Source organism: Kitasatospora sp. NPDC018058 (assembly GCF_044327205.1).
Taxonomy (GTDB): Bacteria; Actinomycetota; Actinomycetes; order Streptomycetales; family Streptomycetaceae; genus Kitasatospora.
The window spans coordinates 17,875-32,681 of record NZ_JBIRFA010000063.1 but is presented as its reverse complement, the minus strand read 5'-3'; the positions used below and the strand labels follow the sequence as shown (position 1 = coordinate 32,681).

Sequence of the window (14,807 nt, the reverse complement as noted above, 5' to 3'; positions counted from 1 at the left end):
CCCCTTCAACCAAAAAGCGGACACAAGGCGGGCCTTCACACCCCCCACCACCCCACGCACCCAAAAAAACCGACCGCCCTCAGCACCTGCGGGCGGGAACAGACAGGTGCGGCATGCCGATCGTAGGCACTGGTCCGCAGACACAGGGGCACACGGGGCGCACACAGGAGCGCCCGGGTAAGGGCCGGGGACGCGGACGGTGGCACACGGCACCGGCACGAAACGCCCCGGCCCCACCCCCGGGCAAGAGCACCGAGCAGGCCGCACAGCAAGCACCCATCCCCGGCACCAGTGCTCACCTCCCCTCAGCAGGAGAGGCAAGCCCGGCACCCACCCCTCAAGCGCGGCAGCGCAGCAGCTCCAACGGCGGACTCGCCAGCAGATCCGCCCAGAAGTCCTCGCCGAACTCCCGGACACCCGCGTCGGACACCTGCAGCGGGACCCACTCCAGCCCACTGAACCCGGCCGCCCGCAGACACCCCTCGTAGACCTCGCGTCGCGGGGCCGCACTGGCGATGCTGATCGGCTGGGGATCGAGGAGCGCCGTGATCCGCACCCGCGGACCGGTCTCGGTCTCCTCACCGGTCAACTCGCAGCGGAAGCCGTACTTCTCCAGAGACTCGCAGTCGAACCCGTAATCGGGCTTCTGCGCGAGCACGAAGAACTCCCCACCCGGTACCAGACTCCGCTGGATGTTGCGACACATCCGCTCCATCGCCGCGATGTCCTGCGCGTAGTTGAGGCACTGCACTCCCAACGCGACGTTGAAACTCCGGCCCAGCGGCTCCAACTCGGCCACGTCACCGACCTCGTAGCGCACACCCAACGGATCCCGCCGCTCGAACTCCCGCGCAGCGGCGATCATCCCACTGGAGATGTCGACGCCGAAGACGTCCGTGGCACCACGCCGCTTGAACTCCCGACTGTAGAAACCGGTACCGCACGCCAGGTCGAGAACCGACTTGCCACTCACGTCCCCAACCAGGCCCAGGAAGCTCGGCACCTCCCCGTAACGGATCAACGGCAGAGATTTGAAACCCTCGAACACCTCGCCGATCCCGTCATACTGCTGCACGCCCATGTGCCGCCCCCTTCTCTGCGTCGTCCTCCGCTCGGCCGCACCGGCCCTCCGGATCCGGAGGGCCGCCCGCGTTCTGCCGTGGCGGAAAGTCTCTCCCGCCCCGCCTGAGCCGCCGTACTGGCGGATGAAACAAAGAAGTTGACCGGTCGACAGGGAACTCGCCCTCGTATCGCCCAAGCGGGTCGCCAGACGGGGGTGTTACTCAGCCCAGGCGGAGCCCTTGATGACCTCGACGAAGTCGCCGCGCTCGAAGCCGGGGACGAAGTGGGCCAGGACGTCGGCCTTGACGTTGCCGAAGGTGGTGTCGGGACGGTCCTTGATGCCGTCGGTGAACGCGGCGAGGATGCGGTTCTTGAAGTCGGGCCGGGAGTGCGCGGCGACCACCGCGGCGCGCTGTCGGGCGGTGACGGCGTGGTAGCCGATGCCCAGGACGTCCAGCTCCACGCCGCGGGTGACCAGGGCGATCTCGGGCGCCATGTGCAGGGGGATCTCCGGGGTGGTGTGCAGGGCGATGGCGGTCCAGACCCGCTGGACCGGCTCGCCGCTGATGCCGTGGGCCTCCAGGAAGCGGCGGGCCTCGTCGGCGCCGTCGATCTCGAACCGCTGGTCGGTGCGGGCGAAGCGGCTGGTGAGGCCGAGATCGTGGAACATCGCCCCCACGTAGAGCAGTTCCGGGTCGAAGTCCGTCCCCTGCTCGGCGCCGCGCAGTGCCCCCGAACAGGAACACCCGGCGCGAGTGGTCGAACAACAGCGGGGAGGCCGCCTCACGCACCAGCTCCGTCGCCTCGCGCGCCAGGGCGCTGTCCGGGATCCGTACGCCGGCGATCGTCTCGTTGGTCATGTGACTACCTGTTCTTCGGGAGTTGATCGGTGGACTCCTCCACCCTCGCCCGGCGGCGTAGGCTGGTGCCATGTCCGTACTGACAGCTACACCTCGGATGCGGACATGACGCGGCGGGTCGCGTTCCTCGTGTTCGACGGGGTCACCCTGCTCGACGTCAGCGGTCCGATGGAGGTCTTCCACCAGGCCGGCCGGCTCGGCCACCGCTATCCGACCACCCTGGTCTCGCCCGGGGGCGGCACCGTGACCACCGCCAACGGCGTGGCTTTGGCCGCCACCGCCACGCCGGGCGGCACCGGGCCGCTCGCCACGCTCGTGGTCGCCGGCGCCGATCACCTCGCGGCCCAGGGCCCCGACGAGCAGCTCCTCACCGCGGCGGCGAGCCTCGCCGGGCGGGCGCAGCGGGTCGCCTCGGTGTGCAGCGGCGCCTTCGTCCTCGCCGCGCTCGGCCTGCTCGACGGCCGCCGTGCCACCCCACTGGCGCCACGCCCGTGCCCTTGCCCTCCGCCACCCCGGTGTCCACGTCGAGCCCGACGCCCTGCACATCCGCGACGGCCGCTACCACACCAGCGCGGGCATCAGCGCGGGCATCGACCTCGCCCTCGCCCTCGTCGAACACGACCACGGCGCCGAAGCCGCCCGGGACATCGCCCACGAACTCGTCGTCTTCATGCAGCGCCCCGGCGGCCAGTCGCAGTTCTCCACCACCCTGGCCACCCCGCCCGCCCGCAGCGACCTCCTGCGCACGCTCACCGACGCCGTCCTCGCCGACCCGGCCGCCGACCACAGCCTGCCCGCCATGGCCGCCTCCGCCGCCGTCAGTACCCGCCACCTGACCCGGCTCTTCCACGCCGAACTGCACACCACCCCCGCCCGCTGGGTCGAACGCGTCCGCCTCGACCGCGCCCGGCAGCTCCTCCTCGACGGGCACAGCGTCACCTCCGCCGCCCGCCACGGCGGCCTGGGAAGCGACGAGACCCTGCGTCGCGCCTTCGCCCGCCACCTGGGCACCACTCCCACCGAGTACCGCAGCCGGTTCACGACCACCGGCGAGTCGGCCCCCTGACCGCGCTCGGGCGGCAACGGCGCGGTCCCGCCCTGGGATGCCCCGGGGCGGGCCCGCCCAACTCGACAACGTGCCTATCGGGCCTTCGGCCCTGTTGTCGATGGCGCCGGTCGTATCCGGCGGCGCGGACGTAGCACTGTGCCCCGTGGAAGAGTCCGTTCAGCGACCCTCCACGTCGGACCCGGAGGTTCGAGCGGCGGCGTAGGGCCACTCCGGACTCAGGTACTGAACGGCGGTCCGGTCCGCGTGCGGGGCGAGTAGGCCCCGCAGTTCCCCGGCGGCGGCTCTGAGGAGATGGCCGTCGCGGGTGGCGTGAAGGGTTTCGAGGATGAAGGCGACATGGCGGGAGTCCGCGGTGACGCGGGTGCGGTGGGCGTCGCGGTGGTTCCAGTGGCGGGTCAGCACGTCGATGGTGTCCGCGTAGATGATCTCGCCGGGCTTGGGGTGTTCGACCGTGTCGGGTTCGCCGAGCGGGGTGAAGCGCTCGCCGCCGTCCGCGTGGCGGATGACGACGTCGCCGGTGACGTGGTCCAGGTCGAAGGCGCCGGCGGGCAGGCCGTGGCGCACGGAGACGGCGTTGTAGGAGTCGACGGCGGGATTGATGCGTGGCAGGGCGCCCTTTTTGGCGAGGCGTCGGCCGAGGGCGTCGACGCTGGGCCGGATGCGGCGGGGGTTGGTGCCGAAGGAGCGGTAGGCGGTGTGCCAGGCCTCGATCCGCGGGTCGGTCTCGTCGGCGGGCTGCCAGCTGCCGTCCGTGACCTGCCGCTCCAGTTCCGCCAGCGCGGCGTCGGTGCGGGGCCAGGCCTCACGGCCGCGCAGGCCCGTGGCGGTGACCAGGGCGATCAGGGTGTCGGGGAAGGCGTCGGCGACGGCGGGGTCGAGGCGGAAGCTGAGCATGGGCTGGTCCGTTTCCGGTAGCGGCGGGAGGTCGGTTGCTCAGGCGAGGGTGAGGAGGCTGACGGCGAGGGCGGCGGTGCCCAGGCCGAGGAGCTGGCCGCGGTGGATGCGTTCGGCGAGGACGCCGCGGGCGAGCAGCACGGTGCCGGCCGGATAGAGGGCGGTGACCACGGCGACGACGGTGAGGTCCCCGCTGCGGGCGGCGAGCAGGAACAGCAGGTTCGCCAGTGAGTCCAGGACACCGGCGGCGGCCGACGTCGCGTACGCGGGCCGCCGGGCTCCCAGTCTGCGGCGCATCAGCCCGGCCGCGGCCAGGGTGAGCACGGAGGAAACCGCCCGGCCGACGATCAGCGGGGCCACTCCGCTGTCGGTCGGTGCCTGGTGCAGGCAGACCAGTTGCAGCGCGATGGCGGCGCCCGCGCCGAACGCCAGCAGCAGCGCGGTGCGAGAGGGGCGCGCCGCACCGGCGCCGTGGCCGGCGCTGACCAACACGACCGCCGCGAGGGCGAGCGGCAGGCCGACCAGTCCGGCGGCGCCGAGGTGCTCGCCCTGCAGCAGTCCCACCGCGACGGGGAGCGCGGCGGACACCAGCGCGGTCACCGGGGACAGCACGTTCATCGGGCCGATCGCCAGGGTGCGGTAGAGCAGCGCGAACGCGACGGCCGAGGCGACGCCCGAGGCCGCGCCCCAGCCGAGGGCCCCCACGCCGAACGTGGCGCCGAGGACGGGCCACAGCAGCAGTTCGACCGCAAGGCTGGCCGGGGCGGCGATCAGCACGGTTCGCAGCACATGGGCCTTGCGGGCGCCGAGGCCGCCGAGGAAGTCGGCGCACCCGTAGGCGAGTGAGCTGCCGAGGGCCAGGAGCAGAGCGATCACGGCATTTCCCTTGCATCCCTTGCGGCTATCAGTAGAACGACCACAAGGTACAACAGATCGACCGGACTATGCCAATGAAGTGACCGGGTAGTGCATTAAAGTAGTCCACGTGAGGATGGTGATCAGGTGACCGAGACGGCCGAAGCCCTGCGGACGGTCGCGCACAACGTCCGGGCCGCCCGTACCCGCGCGGGCCTGTCCCTGGAGGAGCTCAGCCGACGCGCCCAGGTCAGCAAGGGCGCCCTGGTCGGACTGGAGAAGGCCCAGGGCAACCCCAACCTGGCGACCCTGGTCCGCCTCGCCGACACCCTCGGCATCTCGGTGTCCGCACTGATGCAGGGGCGCCCCGAGGGGCGCGTGCGCATCGTGGCAGCCGACGCCGTCGCACCGCTGTGGACCGGAGAGCGCGGCAGCGAGGCCCGGCTGATGCTCACGACCTCGGGCCCGGCCCCCGTCGAGGTCTGGCGCTGGCGACTGGAACCGGACGAGGAGTACCCCAGCCACCCCCACCAGGCCGGGGTCGTGGAGACCGTCAGTGTCACCTCCGGCCGGATGACCCTGGTCGTCGACGGCACCGAGCACCCCGTCGAGGCCGGCCAGACCGCCACCTTCGACGGCGACGCCCCCCACACCTACCGCGGCGCGGGAACCGAGACCTGCCACCTGGTCATGACCGTCCACCTGCCGCCCGGCCCCACCGCTACAGCCTGACCGACGCGGAAGGCGCGTCGATCCCGGCCACCCGGACCCTCCGCTCCCCCGCCCGGGTGACGGCGAGGGCCCAGCGGAACGGGCCGTCACCGAGGCCGCCCGCCTGGACTGCGGCCGGAAGTCAGGACGAGAGGCTGTTCCGGGCCTGGTCGTAGCCGGGGTCGACGGTGCCGAAGAGGCGGTCCCGGGCGGTGGTGTGGAAGCCCAGGTCGGCCTCAGGCGCGACTGACGTGAGCGGCGATGGCGCGCCCCGTGTGGACCCAGGTGCGCGTGTAGCGCAGGCGCGCGGTGAACTCCTGTCCCTCGAACGTCCCGGCGAGCGTGCCGAGGAACCAGGTGATGCCGGTCGTGCCCACGACCAGGACCGCGAGATCCTCCTCGTCGACCCGGGCGAGGTGCTGCCGGCCGCTCTTCTGGATCTCCAGGTCGTCGTTCTTCCCGTACAGGGCTCCGTCGGGCCCCGTGAAGACCAGGCGGTCGTTGAGCAGGGCGTCAAGTGCGTCGGCATCAGCGGCAAGCTGCGCGGCCTGAAGACGGCGTTCGGCGGAGCGATGCAGAACTCGCGCGTCTTGGTTCAGGCGTCGGCGAGGATGGTCGCCGCGTGCAGGAAGTCGTTGATGATGACCGGACGCATGGCGTTCAGTTCGAAGTTGCCCTGGGAGCCGGCGAAGGCGATGGCCGTGTCCTCGGACAGCACCTGGATACAGACCATGACCATCGCCTCGCACTGGGTCGGGTTGACCTTGCCAGGCATGATCGAGGAGCCCGGCTCGTTTGCCGGGAGGATGAGTTCGTCGAGGCCGCAGCGGGGTCCGGAGGACAGCCAGCGGGGCTCCGCGACGGACGTGCCCGGCCTGCTGCGCCGCTGCGCCGGGCCGGACCTGCAGGACGCCGGCGCCGCCGCCGGCGCGTTGGACAACGCCCTCTTCCACCAGGGCTGTCGGATCTGCTCCGCCGCGCGGCCGTTCCTCCCCCTGGCCGCCCGAACGGAGGTCCCGACCCGGGTCGACCTGCTGGAACCGATGACGGAACTGAGCACTGCGGCTCGGCACGTCGCGGCGAACCGGGCCGCCGTCACCGAGCTGGTCATCGCCGCGACACCCCCGACCGACCCCCGCGCCGCCCTGTAGCGGGCATCGCATGGAAAGGATTTCGAGAAATCCGTCCCGCCGTGTCGATCCGCGGTCCTCGCCGTTCGACCTAGGGCTGAGAGGGTCGAGAACCGACCCCCGATCAAGGAGACCGAAGATGGCGAAGTACATGCTGATCATGCGCGGCACGGACGAGTCCATGGAGAAGATGATGGGGACGCCCTTCGAGGAGATGCTCGAGACCATCGGCCGCTTCAACGACGAGATGATCCGGGCCGGCGTGCTCGTCGCCGCCGAGGGCCTGGACGACCCGTCCCAGGGCGTGGTGGTCGACTACAGCGGGGAGACCCCGGTGGTCACCGACGGGCCGTACGGTGAGACGAAGGAGCTGTTCGGCGGCTTCTACGTGATCGACGTCGCTTCCAAGGAGGAGGCCGTCGAGTGGGCCAAGCGGATCCCGGCGATCCCCGGCTCCAAGTGCGAGATCCGCCGGGTGCCGGGTATCGACGAGTTCCCGCAGGACAACGAGTGGGTCATCAAGGAGCGGGCGTGGCGCGAGCGGACCGGCCAGCTCTGATGTCCGCAGCCACGGACGGCCCGCCGAGCGCCGAGGCGGCTCGGCGGGCCGTCGAGGCCGTCTGGCGGATCGAGTCCGCGCGGATCGTCGGCGCGCTGGCCCGCTACACCGGGGACTTCACGCTCGCCGAGGATGTCGGCCAGGAGGCACTGGCGGAGGCCCTCGTCACCTGGTCGCGGGACGGCGCGCCGGCCAGCCCGGTGGGCTGGCTGCTGGCGACCGCACGGCGGCGGGCCATCGACGCCTTCCGCCGCAGGTCGGCGCTCGACGAGCGGTACGCCATGCTCGCCGGTCAACTGGCCGACGGCGAGTTCAGCGCGGGCGCGGCGGCCGCGCCCGACCGGCCGGACGATCTGCCGTGGGATCCCGACCGGGTCGACGACGACGTCCTCGCGCTCATGTTCACCGCCTGTCACCCGGTGCTCTCCCCCGAGGCCCGGGTGGCTCTCACCCTGCGCGTGGTGGGCGGCCTGTCCAGCGAGGAGATCGCCCGGGCCTTCCTCGTGCCCGCGCCGACCGTCCAGGCCAGGATTACCCGGGCGAAGAAGACGATCGCCGCCGCCCGGGTGCCCTTCGAGCTGCCGCCGCCAGAGGAACGGCGTGAGCGGCTCGGCGGTGTCCTGAGCGCCCTGTACGTGATCTTCACGGAGGGCTCGACGGCGACGACCGGCGATCACCTCCTGCGCCCCGATCTGGCGTACGAGGCCGTGCGGTTGGCCCGGATGCTGGCCGCATTGCTGCCCGCCGACCCGGAGGTGCACGGCCAGCTGGCGCTGTTCGAGCTCACCGCCGCACGCTTCCCGGCCCGCACCGGGCCGGACGGGGAGGGGGTGCTCCTGGAGGACCAGGACCGTCGCCTGTGGGACCGGTCGGCGATCCGACGCGGTCTGGCCGCGCTCGGCCGGGCCTCGGCGCTCGGGCGGGGCTTGGGACCGTACGGTCTGCAGGCCGCGATCGCCGCCTGCCACGCGACGGCGCTCTCGGTACGGGAGACCGACTGGGAACGGATCGTGCTCCTCTACGAGGCGCTCGGCCGGGTGGCCCCGTCACCCGTCGTCGAGCTCAACCGGGCCGTGGCCGTCGCGATGGCCAGCGGACCGCAGGAGGCGCTGTCCATGGTCGACGACCTGGTCGCCTCCGGCCGCCTGTCGGGCTCACACCTGCTCCCGAGCGTACGCGGCGAACTGCTGACCCGACTCGGCCGCACCACCGAGGCCCGGGCCGAAATGGAACTCGCCGCCCGGCTCTGCCGCAACGCCCGCGAGCGGTCGGTGCTGCTACGCAAGGCAGCCGCACTGGACTGACGGCCGCCCGCCTGGTGTGACTTCGGATCTACTCGCCGGAGAGGGCCGACCACGGATTCTCGAGGTCCACCAGCCGCCGTTCACTCGACGGCAGCCGGTGGACCGCCGGGTTGAACCACCGGTAGGCCTCCCGGTGAAACATCTGGCCCACACAGCACGCGAAGCCGCCGCCCTGCCACACGACCTCGGCCGGCCAGGGCACAACGTTCAGGCCACCGGCATCGGATTGGCCCGCGACACCACAGCCCCCGCGCACTACCCTCGGGCTGACAACCGATCAACGGAGAAGCCCCATGCACCCCGAACTCGCCGCCGACCTCGAACTGTTGCCCGCCCTCCTGGAGGAGACCCGGCAGCGGGCCGTCGCATTCCTCGCCGGCCTCGACGACCGCCCGGTGATCCCGCAGCACGCGAACCAGCCGACCTCGGCGGAACCGCTGCACGAGGACGCCGACGGTCTGCGGGCGGCGTTGGCGGAGTTCGGCGAACGCTGGCAGCCGCGGTTGTCGGCCAGCGCCGGGCCGCGCTACTTCGGGTTCGTGACGGGCGGCGCGACCCCGGCCGCGCTGGCGGGCGACTGGCTGACCTCCGCCGCCGACCAGAACTCCAACTCCTCGCTGGATCCGGCCGGTCAGCACCTGGAGCGGGAGACGGTCGGCTGGCTGCGCGAGCTGTTCGGCCTCTCCCCCGCGCACAGCGGCACCTTCGTCAGCGGCGCGACCATGTCCAACACCGTCGGCCTGGCGATCGCCCGGGAATGGCTGGGCGAGCGGCTCGGCGTGGACGTGGCCGAGGACGGGGTCGCCGCGCTCGGCCCGGTCAGCGTGCTGTCGGGCAGCGCGCACTCCAGTGTGTCCAAGGCGCTGAGCGTTCTCGGCCTGGGCCGCCGGGCGCTGACCACCGTGCCCACGCTGCCGGGCCGGGAAGCCGTGGACGTGGCCGCGCTGGAGCGGGCGCTCGCCGAGGCCGACGGCCCGTGCATCGTGGTGGCCAACGCGGGCACGGTGAACACCGTCGACTTCGACGACCTGCGCGCGATCGCCGAGCTCCGTGGGCGGTACGGGTTCTGGCTGCACGTGGACGCCGCCTTCGGCGCCTTCGCCGCCCTCTCTCCCGAGCACGCCGAGCTGACGGCCGGGCTGGACCTCGCCGACTCGGTCTGCATCGACCTGCACAAGTGGCTCAACGTGCCCTACGACAGTGCCGTGCAGTTCACCCGCCGCCGCGACCTGCAGGCGAGGGTCTTCCAGAACGCCGCCGCCTACCTCGGCCCGATCGGCGAGCACCCCGACCTGGTCCACCTCACGCCCGAGAACTCGCACCGACTGCGCGCCCTCGCCGCCTGGTTCACCCTGCGCGCCTACGGCCGGGCCGGCCACCGGGAGATCGTGGAGCGCTGCATCACCGGCGCCCGCGCGCTCGGCGAGGCGGTGGAGACGATCGACGGCCTGCGCCTGCTGGCCCCGGTCCGCCTCAACGTCGTCTGCTTCACCCTGGCCGCCGACCCCACCCCCGAACGGCTCGCCGCCCTCGCCACCGAACTCTCCGGCGAGACCTTCCTCACCCCCACCCGCTACGCCGGAGTGCCCGCCCTGCGCGCGGCGTTCAGCAGCTGGCGCACCACCGAGGAGGACGTGAACCGCACCGCAGCCGCGCTCGCCGAGGCGGTCCGCAAGCTGGGAGCCAGCTGACCTGCAAGGGGCTCCACGTGAAGCAGGAGGCCACCGCGTCCAGCGGGGTGTGTATCCCAGCAGGCGCCTCTGTCGCACGGCGCGACGGGCGTGTGACATAGCGTCAACCTCGCGACAGGAAGGGAGGCTTACGGGTGCGCCCGTCCCTGTACACACACCCCGCCGAGTCGGTCAGGCTCGCCATGAACTCCGCGTGGGCGAGGTTCATGAACTCCAGCGCACGCCAACGCGGCTTGCGGACGGGGTGGTCGCGGAACCGGTCGGCCGTCTCGCACAGCCGCTCCCACCACAGCATGATGTCCTGGCGCAGCCGCTGGGTCTGCCCGGGCTCGTCGCACCGACCCTCGACCATCACCTCCTCCCAGGCCCCGAGCAGCTCCGCCCGCTGCGACCGCCGCCATCGACGGATTCCGCAGATCCCCACCGCCCGCTCCGGGGCTGCCCACAGTGCAACAGGCCTGACCTTCACACCGATGTGAAACCCGATGATGCTGCCATGACCGCCACCGCTTACGACCCGTACGCGCTGCTCGCGCAGAGCCGCCTGGGCATCCTCGCCACCATCAAGGCCGACGGCCGGCCCCAGCTCTCCCCCGTCATGCCTCACTACGACCGCGAGGCGAACGCCATCCTGGTCTCCACCCGGGAAGGGCTGGCCAAGACCGCCAACCTGCGGCGGGACCTGCGGGTGAGCCTGGAGGTGACCGGATCGGACGGCCTTTCCTGGGCCACCGCCGAGGGCGTCGCCACCCTCACCGGGCCGGGCACCGACCCGCACGGACCCGAGGTCGAGGCGCTGGTCGACTACTACCGCCGGGCGGCCGGGGAGCACCCCGACTGGGCGGAGTACCGCGAGGCGATGGTCTCCGACCGCCGGGTGCTGCTCACCATCCCGGTCGACCGCGTGTACGGGACCAGGATCTGAGGACGCGGGATCGAAGGAGCGAGTTCCGACCACCCGTCCCGGCCACCGTCGCGGGGATGCGGTGGCCGGGACCTTCGTCGTTCACGACCGGGTCGCGATGACCACTGTGGCGTCCAGCTCCTCCTCCCGGCTCGCCACCGCTCTCAGAGCCGCCGCCCGCGCCACGGCCAGCGCGCCCGCCGCCTGCCTCTCACTGGTCTCGAACAGCAGTGACCCGCCCGCCGCCAGCCAGCCCGGCGCCTCGGAGGCCACCCGGCGCAGTACGTCCAACCCGTCCAACCCGCCGTCCAGCGCGGGCCGGGCCTCGTGCAGCCGGGCCTCCGGCGGCAGCAGCTCGATGTCTCCGGTCGGTACGTACGGCACGTTGGCGATCAGCACCTCCACCCGCCCGCGCAGCGTGTCGGGCAGGGCGGCGAACAGGTCACCCTCGAAGACCAGGGCGCCCGTTCCGGCCAGGTTGCGGCGGGCGCAGCGGACGGCCGCCGGGTCCAGGTCGGCCGCGTACAGCTCGACCGGGTGCCCGGCGGTGGCCGCGACGGCGGCGCCGAGTGCGCCGCTGCCGCAGCACAGGTCGACCACCAGCGCGCCGGGGCGGGTGAGTCGGGCGGCAGCGGCGGCCAGGAACCCGCTGCGCCGGCGCGGGACGAAGACTCCCGGGTCGACGGCGATCCGCAGTCCGGCGAACTCGGCCCAGCCGACGACGTGTTCGAGTGGCCTCCCCTCGGCGCGGGCGCGGACCATGGCGGCCAGCTCGGCGGGTGTGTCGGCGGCGGTGAGCAGGATCCGCGCCTCCTCCTCGGCGAACACGCAACCGGCGGCGCGCAGCCGGGAGACGACCGAGGAACGGAGAGCGGCGGAGGAGAAGACCGGCAAAGGGAACCCCTTGGGCAGGACGGGAGGAGAACGGAGGACTCCGTCAGGGCTCCCGCCAGGGCCGACGCCGCGTCGACGCTCCCGCGCTACGCGCGCGGAGCGCCCGCACGGCCGCGCTCCGGGAGCACCCGCTCGGACATACCGGTAATGGGTCTCACCTCCTGCATCGCGGTCGTATTCGGCGTCGGTCACCCTACCGCACCGGCGCCACCGGTGATCAAGCCGTTTTCCCCGGCCCGCCCTCGCCCGCCCGGCCCGCCACCACCCGCCACCGCCCGCCCGGGGCGGCTCAGGCCAGGAACTCGGCCACCAGCGCCGCGAACTCCTCCGGGGTGGCGATCGGCACGCCGAGCTCCTCCGCCTTGGCCCGCTTGGAGCCCGCCTTCTCGCCCGCGACCAACAGGGTGGTGCGCTTGGACACCGAGGAGGCGGCCTTGCCGCCCGCCCGCTCGATCAGCTCGTTCATCGCGTTGCGGGAGAGCTCGGCCAGGGCGCCGGTCATACTGCCGGTGACCACGACGCTCTGACCCACCAGCGGGCCCGCCGCCTCGCCCTCGGCCGTAGCGTCGGCAGCCGAAGCGGCTGCGGCCGGCTCGGTCACCTCGGTGCCCACGCCCTGCGCCGCCAGCCGATCCAACAGCGGTGCCACGTCGACGAGTTCGGCCAGAATCACGGCCGCCTTCTCCACGCCGATGCCGTCCACGGCCGCCAGCGCCCCGGCGTCGGCGGCGCGGATCGCGACCATGCTGCCGAAGTGGGCGGCGATCCGGCGGGACATGGTCCGACCGGTGCCGCGGATGCCGAGGGCGCAGAACACCCGGTTCAGCGGCCGGGTGTGGGCGGTCTCGATGGCGGCGAGCAGGTTGTCCGCGCTGGTGTCGCCCATCCGCTCCAGGGTGAGAAGTTGCTCCCGGGTGAGGGTGAACAGGTCGGCGAGGTCTGCGACCAGCCCGGCCTCGACCAGCTGGACGGCCCGGGTGCCGCCGAGGCCCTCGATGTCGAGCTGGTCCCGCCCGGCCGCGTAGATCACCGAGGCGACGGCCTGGCAGCCACGCCCGCGCACGCAACGCCAGCGCTGCTCGGAGGTGTCGATGGCGTCGCCGCAGCGCGGGCAGATCTCGGGGAAGGCGATCGGCTGCTCGGCGCCGGTGCGCTCGTCGACCAGCGGCGCCTCCACCCGGGGGATGACATCGCCGGCGCGGTAGACGAACACCTGGTCGCCGATCATCAGACCGCGGCGCTCGATGTCGGCGGGGTTGTGCAGGGTCGCGTAGGTGACGGTGACTCCGTCGATCACCACCGGTTCGAGCACCGCCCGGGGCGCGATGATCCCGGTGCGCCCGACGTTCCACTCCACCCCGAGCAGCCGGGTCACCTTGTGTTGGGCCTGCAGCTTGCGGGCCACCGCCCAGCGGGGCGCGCGGGAGCCTGAACCGGCCTCCTCCTGGTCGGCCACCGCGTCCGCCTTGACCACCACGCCGTCGATCCCGAAGGGCAGCGCGGCGCGCAGGGCGGCGATCTCCTCGATCCGCTGCTCCGCCTCGGCGAGCGTGGCACAGCGGCGTGGGGCGGCCTCGGTGCTGGCGGCGGTGTTGGCGCCGAGCCGGGCCAGATGCTCCAGCAGCGCGGCGTGGTCGAGCCCGGGCAGGCCGAGGGCGTCGTAGGCGAAGAAGGTGAGCTCGACCCGGTACGGGCGGTCCTTGGCGCGCAGGGTGCCGGCGGCGCCGCTGCGCGGGTGGGCGAAGGGGGTGGCGCCGTGGGCCGTGCGGATGGTGTTGGCCTGCTCGAACTGCTCGCGGGTGAGCAGCACCTCGCCGCGCAGTTCGACGTCGAGCGGCTCGGCGAGCTGGGCGGGCAGGCCGAGCACGGTGTCGGCGGCGTGGCTGATGTCCTCCCCCGCCAGGCCGTCGCCCCGGGTGAGCAGCCGGGTGAGCCGGCCGGCTCGGTAGCGGGCGGCGACGGCCAGGCCGTCCAACTTGGGCTCGACGCACCAGGCGGCGACCGGGCGGCCGAGCCGGCGCTCCAACCCTGCAGCCCAGGACTCCAACTCCTCGGCCGAGAACACGTTGTCGAGCGAGAGCATCGGCGCGCTGTGCGGGACGTCGCCGACGGCCGCGCCACCGGCCACCTTGCCGGTGGGCGTCTCGGGCAGCACCTGGTCCGGATGCTCGCCCTCGTACGCCTCGATGGCCCGCACCAGGGCGTCGTACTCGTCGTCCCCGAGTGGGGTGGAGCCGTCTGCGTAGTAGGCAGCGGCGGCCCGTACGGCGGCGGCGACGGCCTCGGCGTAGGCCTCCGGGGAGGCGAGGGCTGCGGGGGAGGCCTTGGTGGCTGCGTCCTTCATACCGACATCATGGCGAGCCGCACTGACATTCGACCTTCCGCACGCCCGTGCCACCTTCACCGCAGCGCACGCCAGACCGGCTGCGGGGCCTGCGGCCCGGCCCGGCTCGGTGTGCGACGGAGGTGCCCGGCGGAACGAGGCAGGGCAGCAGCCCCTCAAGGCGCCGACCCGGCGGGCGTGTTCATCGATGGGGCAGCCGTCGGCGAAGACGACCTCCAGGCCGCAGGTCGCCCTCACCACCAGGCCGGCAGCCGCGGCGCCGCACGCAGCGTCGACAGTCCCAGCACCTGCCGGGGCTCGGGCGTCGACGGCTCCACCGATACCGCGCACACCCGGAGGTCCAGCGCCCCGCGCACCCGAATCTCCACGATGGCCACCCCCATCACGCGGAACACCACAGATCGATCCACGGCGGCCGGCATCCGGGGCGACACCGCTGGATCAACCGGCACCGGTCGAAAACAGGACGCGCGGTCTGTCCCCGCAAACCGAACACGCTGTTTGTTTCCATGGCATGGACGGCCGGCAGG

The 14,807-nt window shown here is 72.7% G+C and carries 15 protein-coding genes and 2 pseudogenes; 7 read left to right on the top strand and 10 right to left on the bottom strand.

The window, feature by feature from the left end; translation table 11 throughout:
* Positions 1-337 precede the first annotated feature (337 nt).
* Both ACH4E7_RS41685 and ACH4E7_RS41680 read right to left on the bottom strand, forming a co-directional pair.
* The gene (locus ACH4E7_RS41685; RefSeq protein ID WP_396254432.1) at positions 338-1,081 is read right to left on the bottom strand and encodes a class I SAM-dependent methyltransferase; all 744 of its coding nucleotides are present in this window, start codon (positions 1,079-1,081) and stop codon (positions 338-340) included.
* Between the two features lie 198 nt (positions 1,082-1,279).
* Positions 1,280-1,922, bottom strand: a pseudogene (locus ACH4E7_RS41680) (HD domain-containing protein).
* 105 nt (positions 1,923-2,027) lie between these two features.
* Here ACH4E7_RS41680 and ACH4E7_RS41675 point away from each other — a divergent pair.
* Positions 2,028-2,988: pseudogene (locus ACH4E7_RS41675) on the top strand (GlxA family transcriptional regulator).
* Between the two features lie 159 nt (positions 2,989-3,147).
* On the opposite strand, the gene ACH4E7_RS41670 reads toward ACH4E7_RS41675, so the two are convergent.
* Positions 3,148-3,885 (bottom strand): B3/4 domain-containing protein, encoded by a 738-nt coding sequence (locus tag ACH4E7_RS41670; RefSeq protein ID WP_396254431.1) that lies wholly within the window; start codon positions 3,883-3,885, stop codon positions 3,148-3,150.
* A 39-nt stretch (positions 3,886-3,924) separates the two neighbouring features.
* Entirely contained in the window at positions 3,925-4,761 is an 837-nt protein-coding gene (locus ACH4E7_RS41665; protein ID WP_396254430.1) for an EamA family transporter, read from the bottom strand.
* 126 nt (positions 4,762-4,887) lie between these two features.
* Between ACH4E7_RS41665 and ACH4E7_RS41660 the strand changes: the two genes are divergently transcribed.
* Positions 4,888-5,472, top strand: a complete 585-nt coding sequence (locus tag ACH4E7_RS41660; RefSeq protein ID WP_396254429.1) for a helix-turn-helix domain-containing protein — start codon at positions 4,888-4,890, stop codon at positions 5,470-5,472.
* A 215-nt stretch (positions 5,473-5,687) separates the two neighbouring features.
* On the opposite strand, the gene ACH4E7_RS41655 is transcribed toward ACH4E7_RS41660, so the two are convergent.
* Together ACH4E7_RS41655 and ACH4E7_RS41650 are read right to left on the bottom strand one after the other, a co-directional pair.
* Positions 5,688-6,029, bottom strand: a complete 342-nt coding sequence (locus ACH4E7_RS41655) for a nuclear transport factor 2 family protein (protein WP_396254435.1) — start codon at positions 6,027-6,029, stop codon at positions 5,688-5,690.
* Between the two features lie 17 nt (positions 6,030-6,046).
* Complete coding sequence (locus tag ACH4E7_RS41650; protein ID WP_396254434.1) at positions 6,047-6,259, bottom strand: lyase family protein; 213 nt, start codon at positions 6,257-6,259, stop codon at positions 6,047-6,049.
* On the opposite strand from ACH4E7_RS41650, the gene ACH4E7_RS41645 reads away from it, so the two are divergent.
* The 4 genes from ACH4E7_RS41645 (at position 6,258) to ACH4E7_RS41630 (ending at position 10,135) form a co-directional block, all read left to right on the top strand.
* A complete protein-coding gene (locus ACH4E7_RS41645; RefSeq protein ID WP_396254436.1) occupies positions 6,258-6,602 on the top strand; it encodes a hypothetical protein in 345 nt (114 codons plus the stop codon). The genes ACH4E7_RS41650 and ACH4E7_RS41645 overlap by 2 nt on opposite strands.
* Before the next feature lie 118 nt (positions 6,603-6,720).
* Positions 6,721-7,140: a YciI family protein gene (locus ACH4E7_RS41640; protein WP_396254428.1), complete on the top strand. Its 420-nt coding sequence runs from the start codon at positions 6,721-6,723 to the stop codon at positions 7,138-7,140.
* Positions 7,140-8,444: an RNA polymerase sigma factor gene (locus ACH4E7_RS41635; protein ID WP_396254427.1), complete on the top strand. Its 1,305-nt coding sequence runs from the start codon at positions 7,140-7,142 to the stop codon at positions 8,442-8,444. Before ACH4E7_RS41640 ends, ACH4E7_RS41635 begins: the two co-directional genes overlap by 1 nt.
* A 293-nt stretch (positions 8,445-8,737) precedes the next feature.
* Positions 8,738-10,135, top strand: coding sequence for a pyridoxal phosphate-dependent decarboxylase family protein (locus tag ACH4E7_RS41630; RefSeq protein WP_396254426.1), 1,398 nt, complete (start codon positions 8,738-8,740; stop codon positions 10,133-10,135).
* A gap of 103 nt (positions 10,136-10,238) precedes the next feature.
* Here ACH4E7_RS41630 and ACH4E7_RS41625 read toward each other — a convergent pair whose 3' ends face one another.
* Positions 10,239-10,487 carry a hypothetical protein gene (locus ACH4E7_RS41625; RefSeq protein WP_396254425.1) on the bottom strand — a complete coding sequence of 83 codons (249 nt, stop codon included), beginning with the start codon at positions 10,485-10,487 and terminating at the stop codon, positions 10,239-10,241.
* A gap of 144 nt (positions 10,488-10,631) precedes the next feature.
* Here ACH4E7_RS41625 and ACH4E7_RS41620 point away from each other — a divergent pair, with 144 nt between their 5' ends.
* Positions 10,632-11,060 carry a PPOX class F420-dependent oxidoreductase gene (locus ACH4E7_RS41620; RefSeq protein WP_396254424.1) on the top strand — a complete coding sequence of 143 codons (429 nt, stop codon included), beginning with the start codon at positions 10,632-10,634 and terminating at the stop codon, positions 11,058-11,060.
* A gap of 81 nt (positions 11,061-11,141) precedes the next feature.
* Here ACH4E7_RS41620 and ACH4E7_RS41615 read toward each other — a convergent pair whose 3' ends face one another.
* The 3 genes from ACH4E7_RS41615 to ACH4E7_RS41605 form a co-directional block, all read right to left on the bottom strand.
* Positions 11,142-11,933 carry a putative protein N(5)-glutamine methyltransferase gene (locus ACH4E7_RS41615; protein ID WP_396254423.1) on the bottom strand — a complete coding sequence of 264 codons (792 nt, stop codon included), beginning with the start codon at positions 11,931-11,933 and terminating at the stop codon, positions 11,142-11,144.
* A gap of 289 nt (positions 11,934-12,222) precedes the next feature.
* On the bottom strand, positions 12,223-14,277 hold the full coding sequence (gene ligA, locus ACH4E7_RS41610) for an NAD-dependent DNA ligase LigA (protein WP_396254422.1): 2,055 nt from the start codon (positions 14,275-14,277) through the stop codon (positions 12,223-12,225).
* Between the two features lie 233 nt (positions 14,278-14,510).
* Positions 14,511-14,699 carry a hypothetical protein gene (locus ACH4E7_RS41605; protein WP_396254421.1) on the bottom strand — a complete coding sequence of 63 codons (189 nt, stop codon included), beginning with the start codon at positions 14,697-14,699 and terminating at the stop codon, positions 14,511-14,513.
* Between the last annotated feature and the right edge of the window lie 108 nt (positions 14,700-14,807).

Excerpts from the sequence above, each read along its gene's own strand:
- ACH4E7_RS41685 (WP_396254432.1), bottom strand. The coding sequence starts at position 1,081 with ATGGGCGTGCAGCAGTATGACGGGATCGGCGAGGTGTTCGAGGGTTTC.
- ACH4E7_RS41670 (WP_396254431.1), bottom strand. The coding sequence starts at position 3,885 with ATGCTCAGCTTCCGCCTCGACCCCGCCGTCGCCGACGCCTTCCCCGAC.
- ACH4E7_RS41645 (WP_396254436.1), top strand. The coding sequence starts at position 6,258 with ATGAGTTCGTCGAGGCCGCAGCGGGGTCCGGAGGACAGCCAGCGGGGC.
- ACH4E7_RS41640 (WP_396254428.1), top strand. The coding sequence starts at position 6,721 with ATGGCGAAGTACATGCTGATCATGCGCGGCACGGACGAGTCCATGGAG.
- ACH4E7_RS41635 (WP_396254427.1), top strand. The coding sequence starts at position 7,140 with ATGTCCGCAGCCACGGACGGCCCGCCGAGCGCCGAGGCGGCTCGGCGG.
- ACH4E7_RS41630 (WP_396254426.1), top strand. The coding sequence starts at position 8,738 with ATGCACCCCGAACTCGCCGCCGACCTCGAACTGTTGCCCGCCCTCCTG.
- ACH4E7_RS41625 (WP_396254425.1), bottom strand. The coding sequence starts at position 10,487 with ATGGTCGAGGGTCGGTGCGACGAGCCCGGGCAGACCCAGCGGCTGCGC.
- ACH4E7_RS41620 (WP_396254424.1), top strand. The coding sequence starts at position 10,632 with ATGACCGCCACCGCTTACGACCCGTACGCGCTGCTCGCGCAGAGCCGC.
- ligA (WP_396254422.1), bottom strand. The coding sequence starts at position 14,277 with ATGAAGGACGCAGCCACCAAGGCCTCCCCCGCAGCCCTCGCCTCCCCG.
- ACH4E7_RS41605 (WP_396254421.1), bottom strand. The coding sequence starts at position 14,699 with ATGCCGGCCGCCGTGGATCGATCTGTGGTGTTCCGCGTGATGGGGGTG.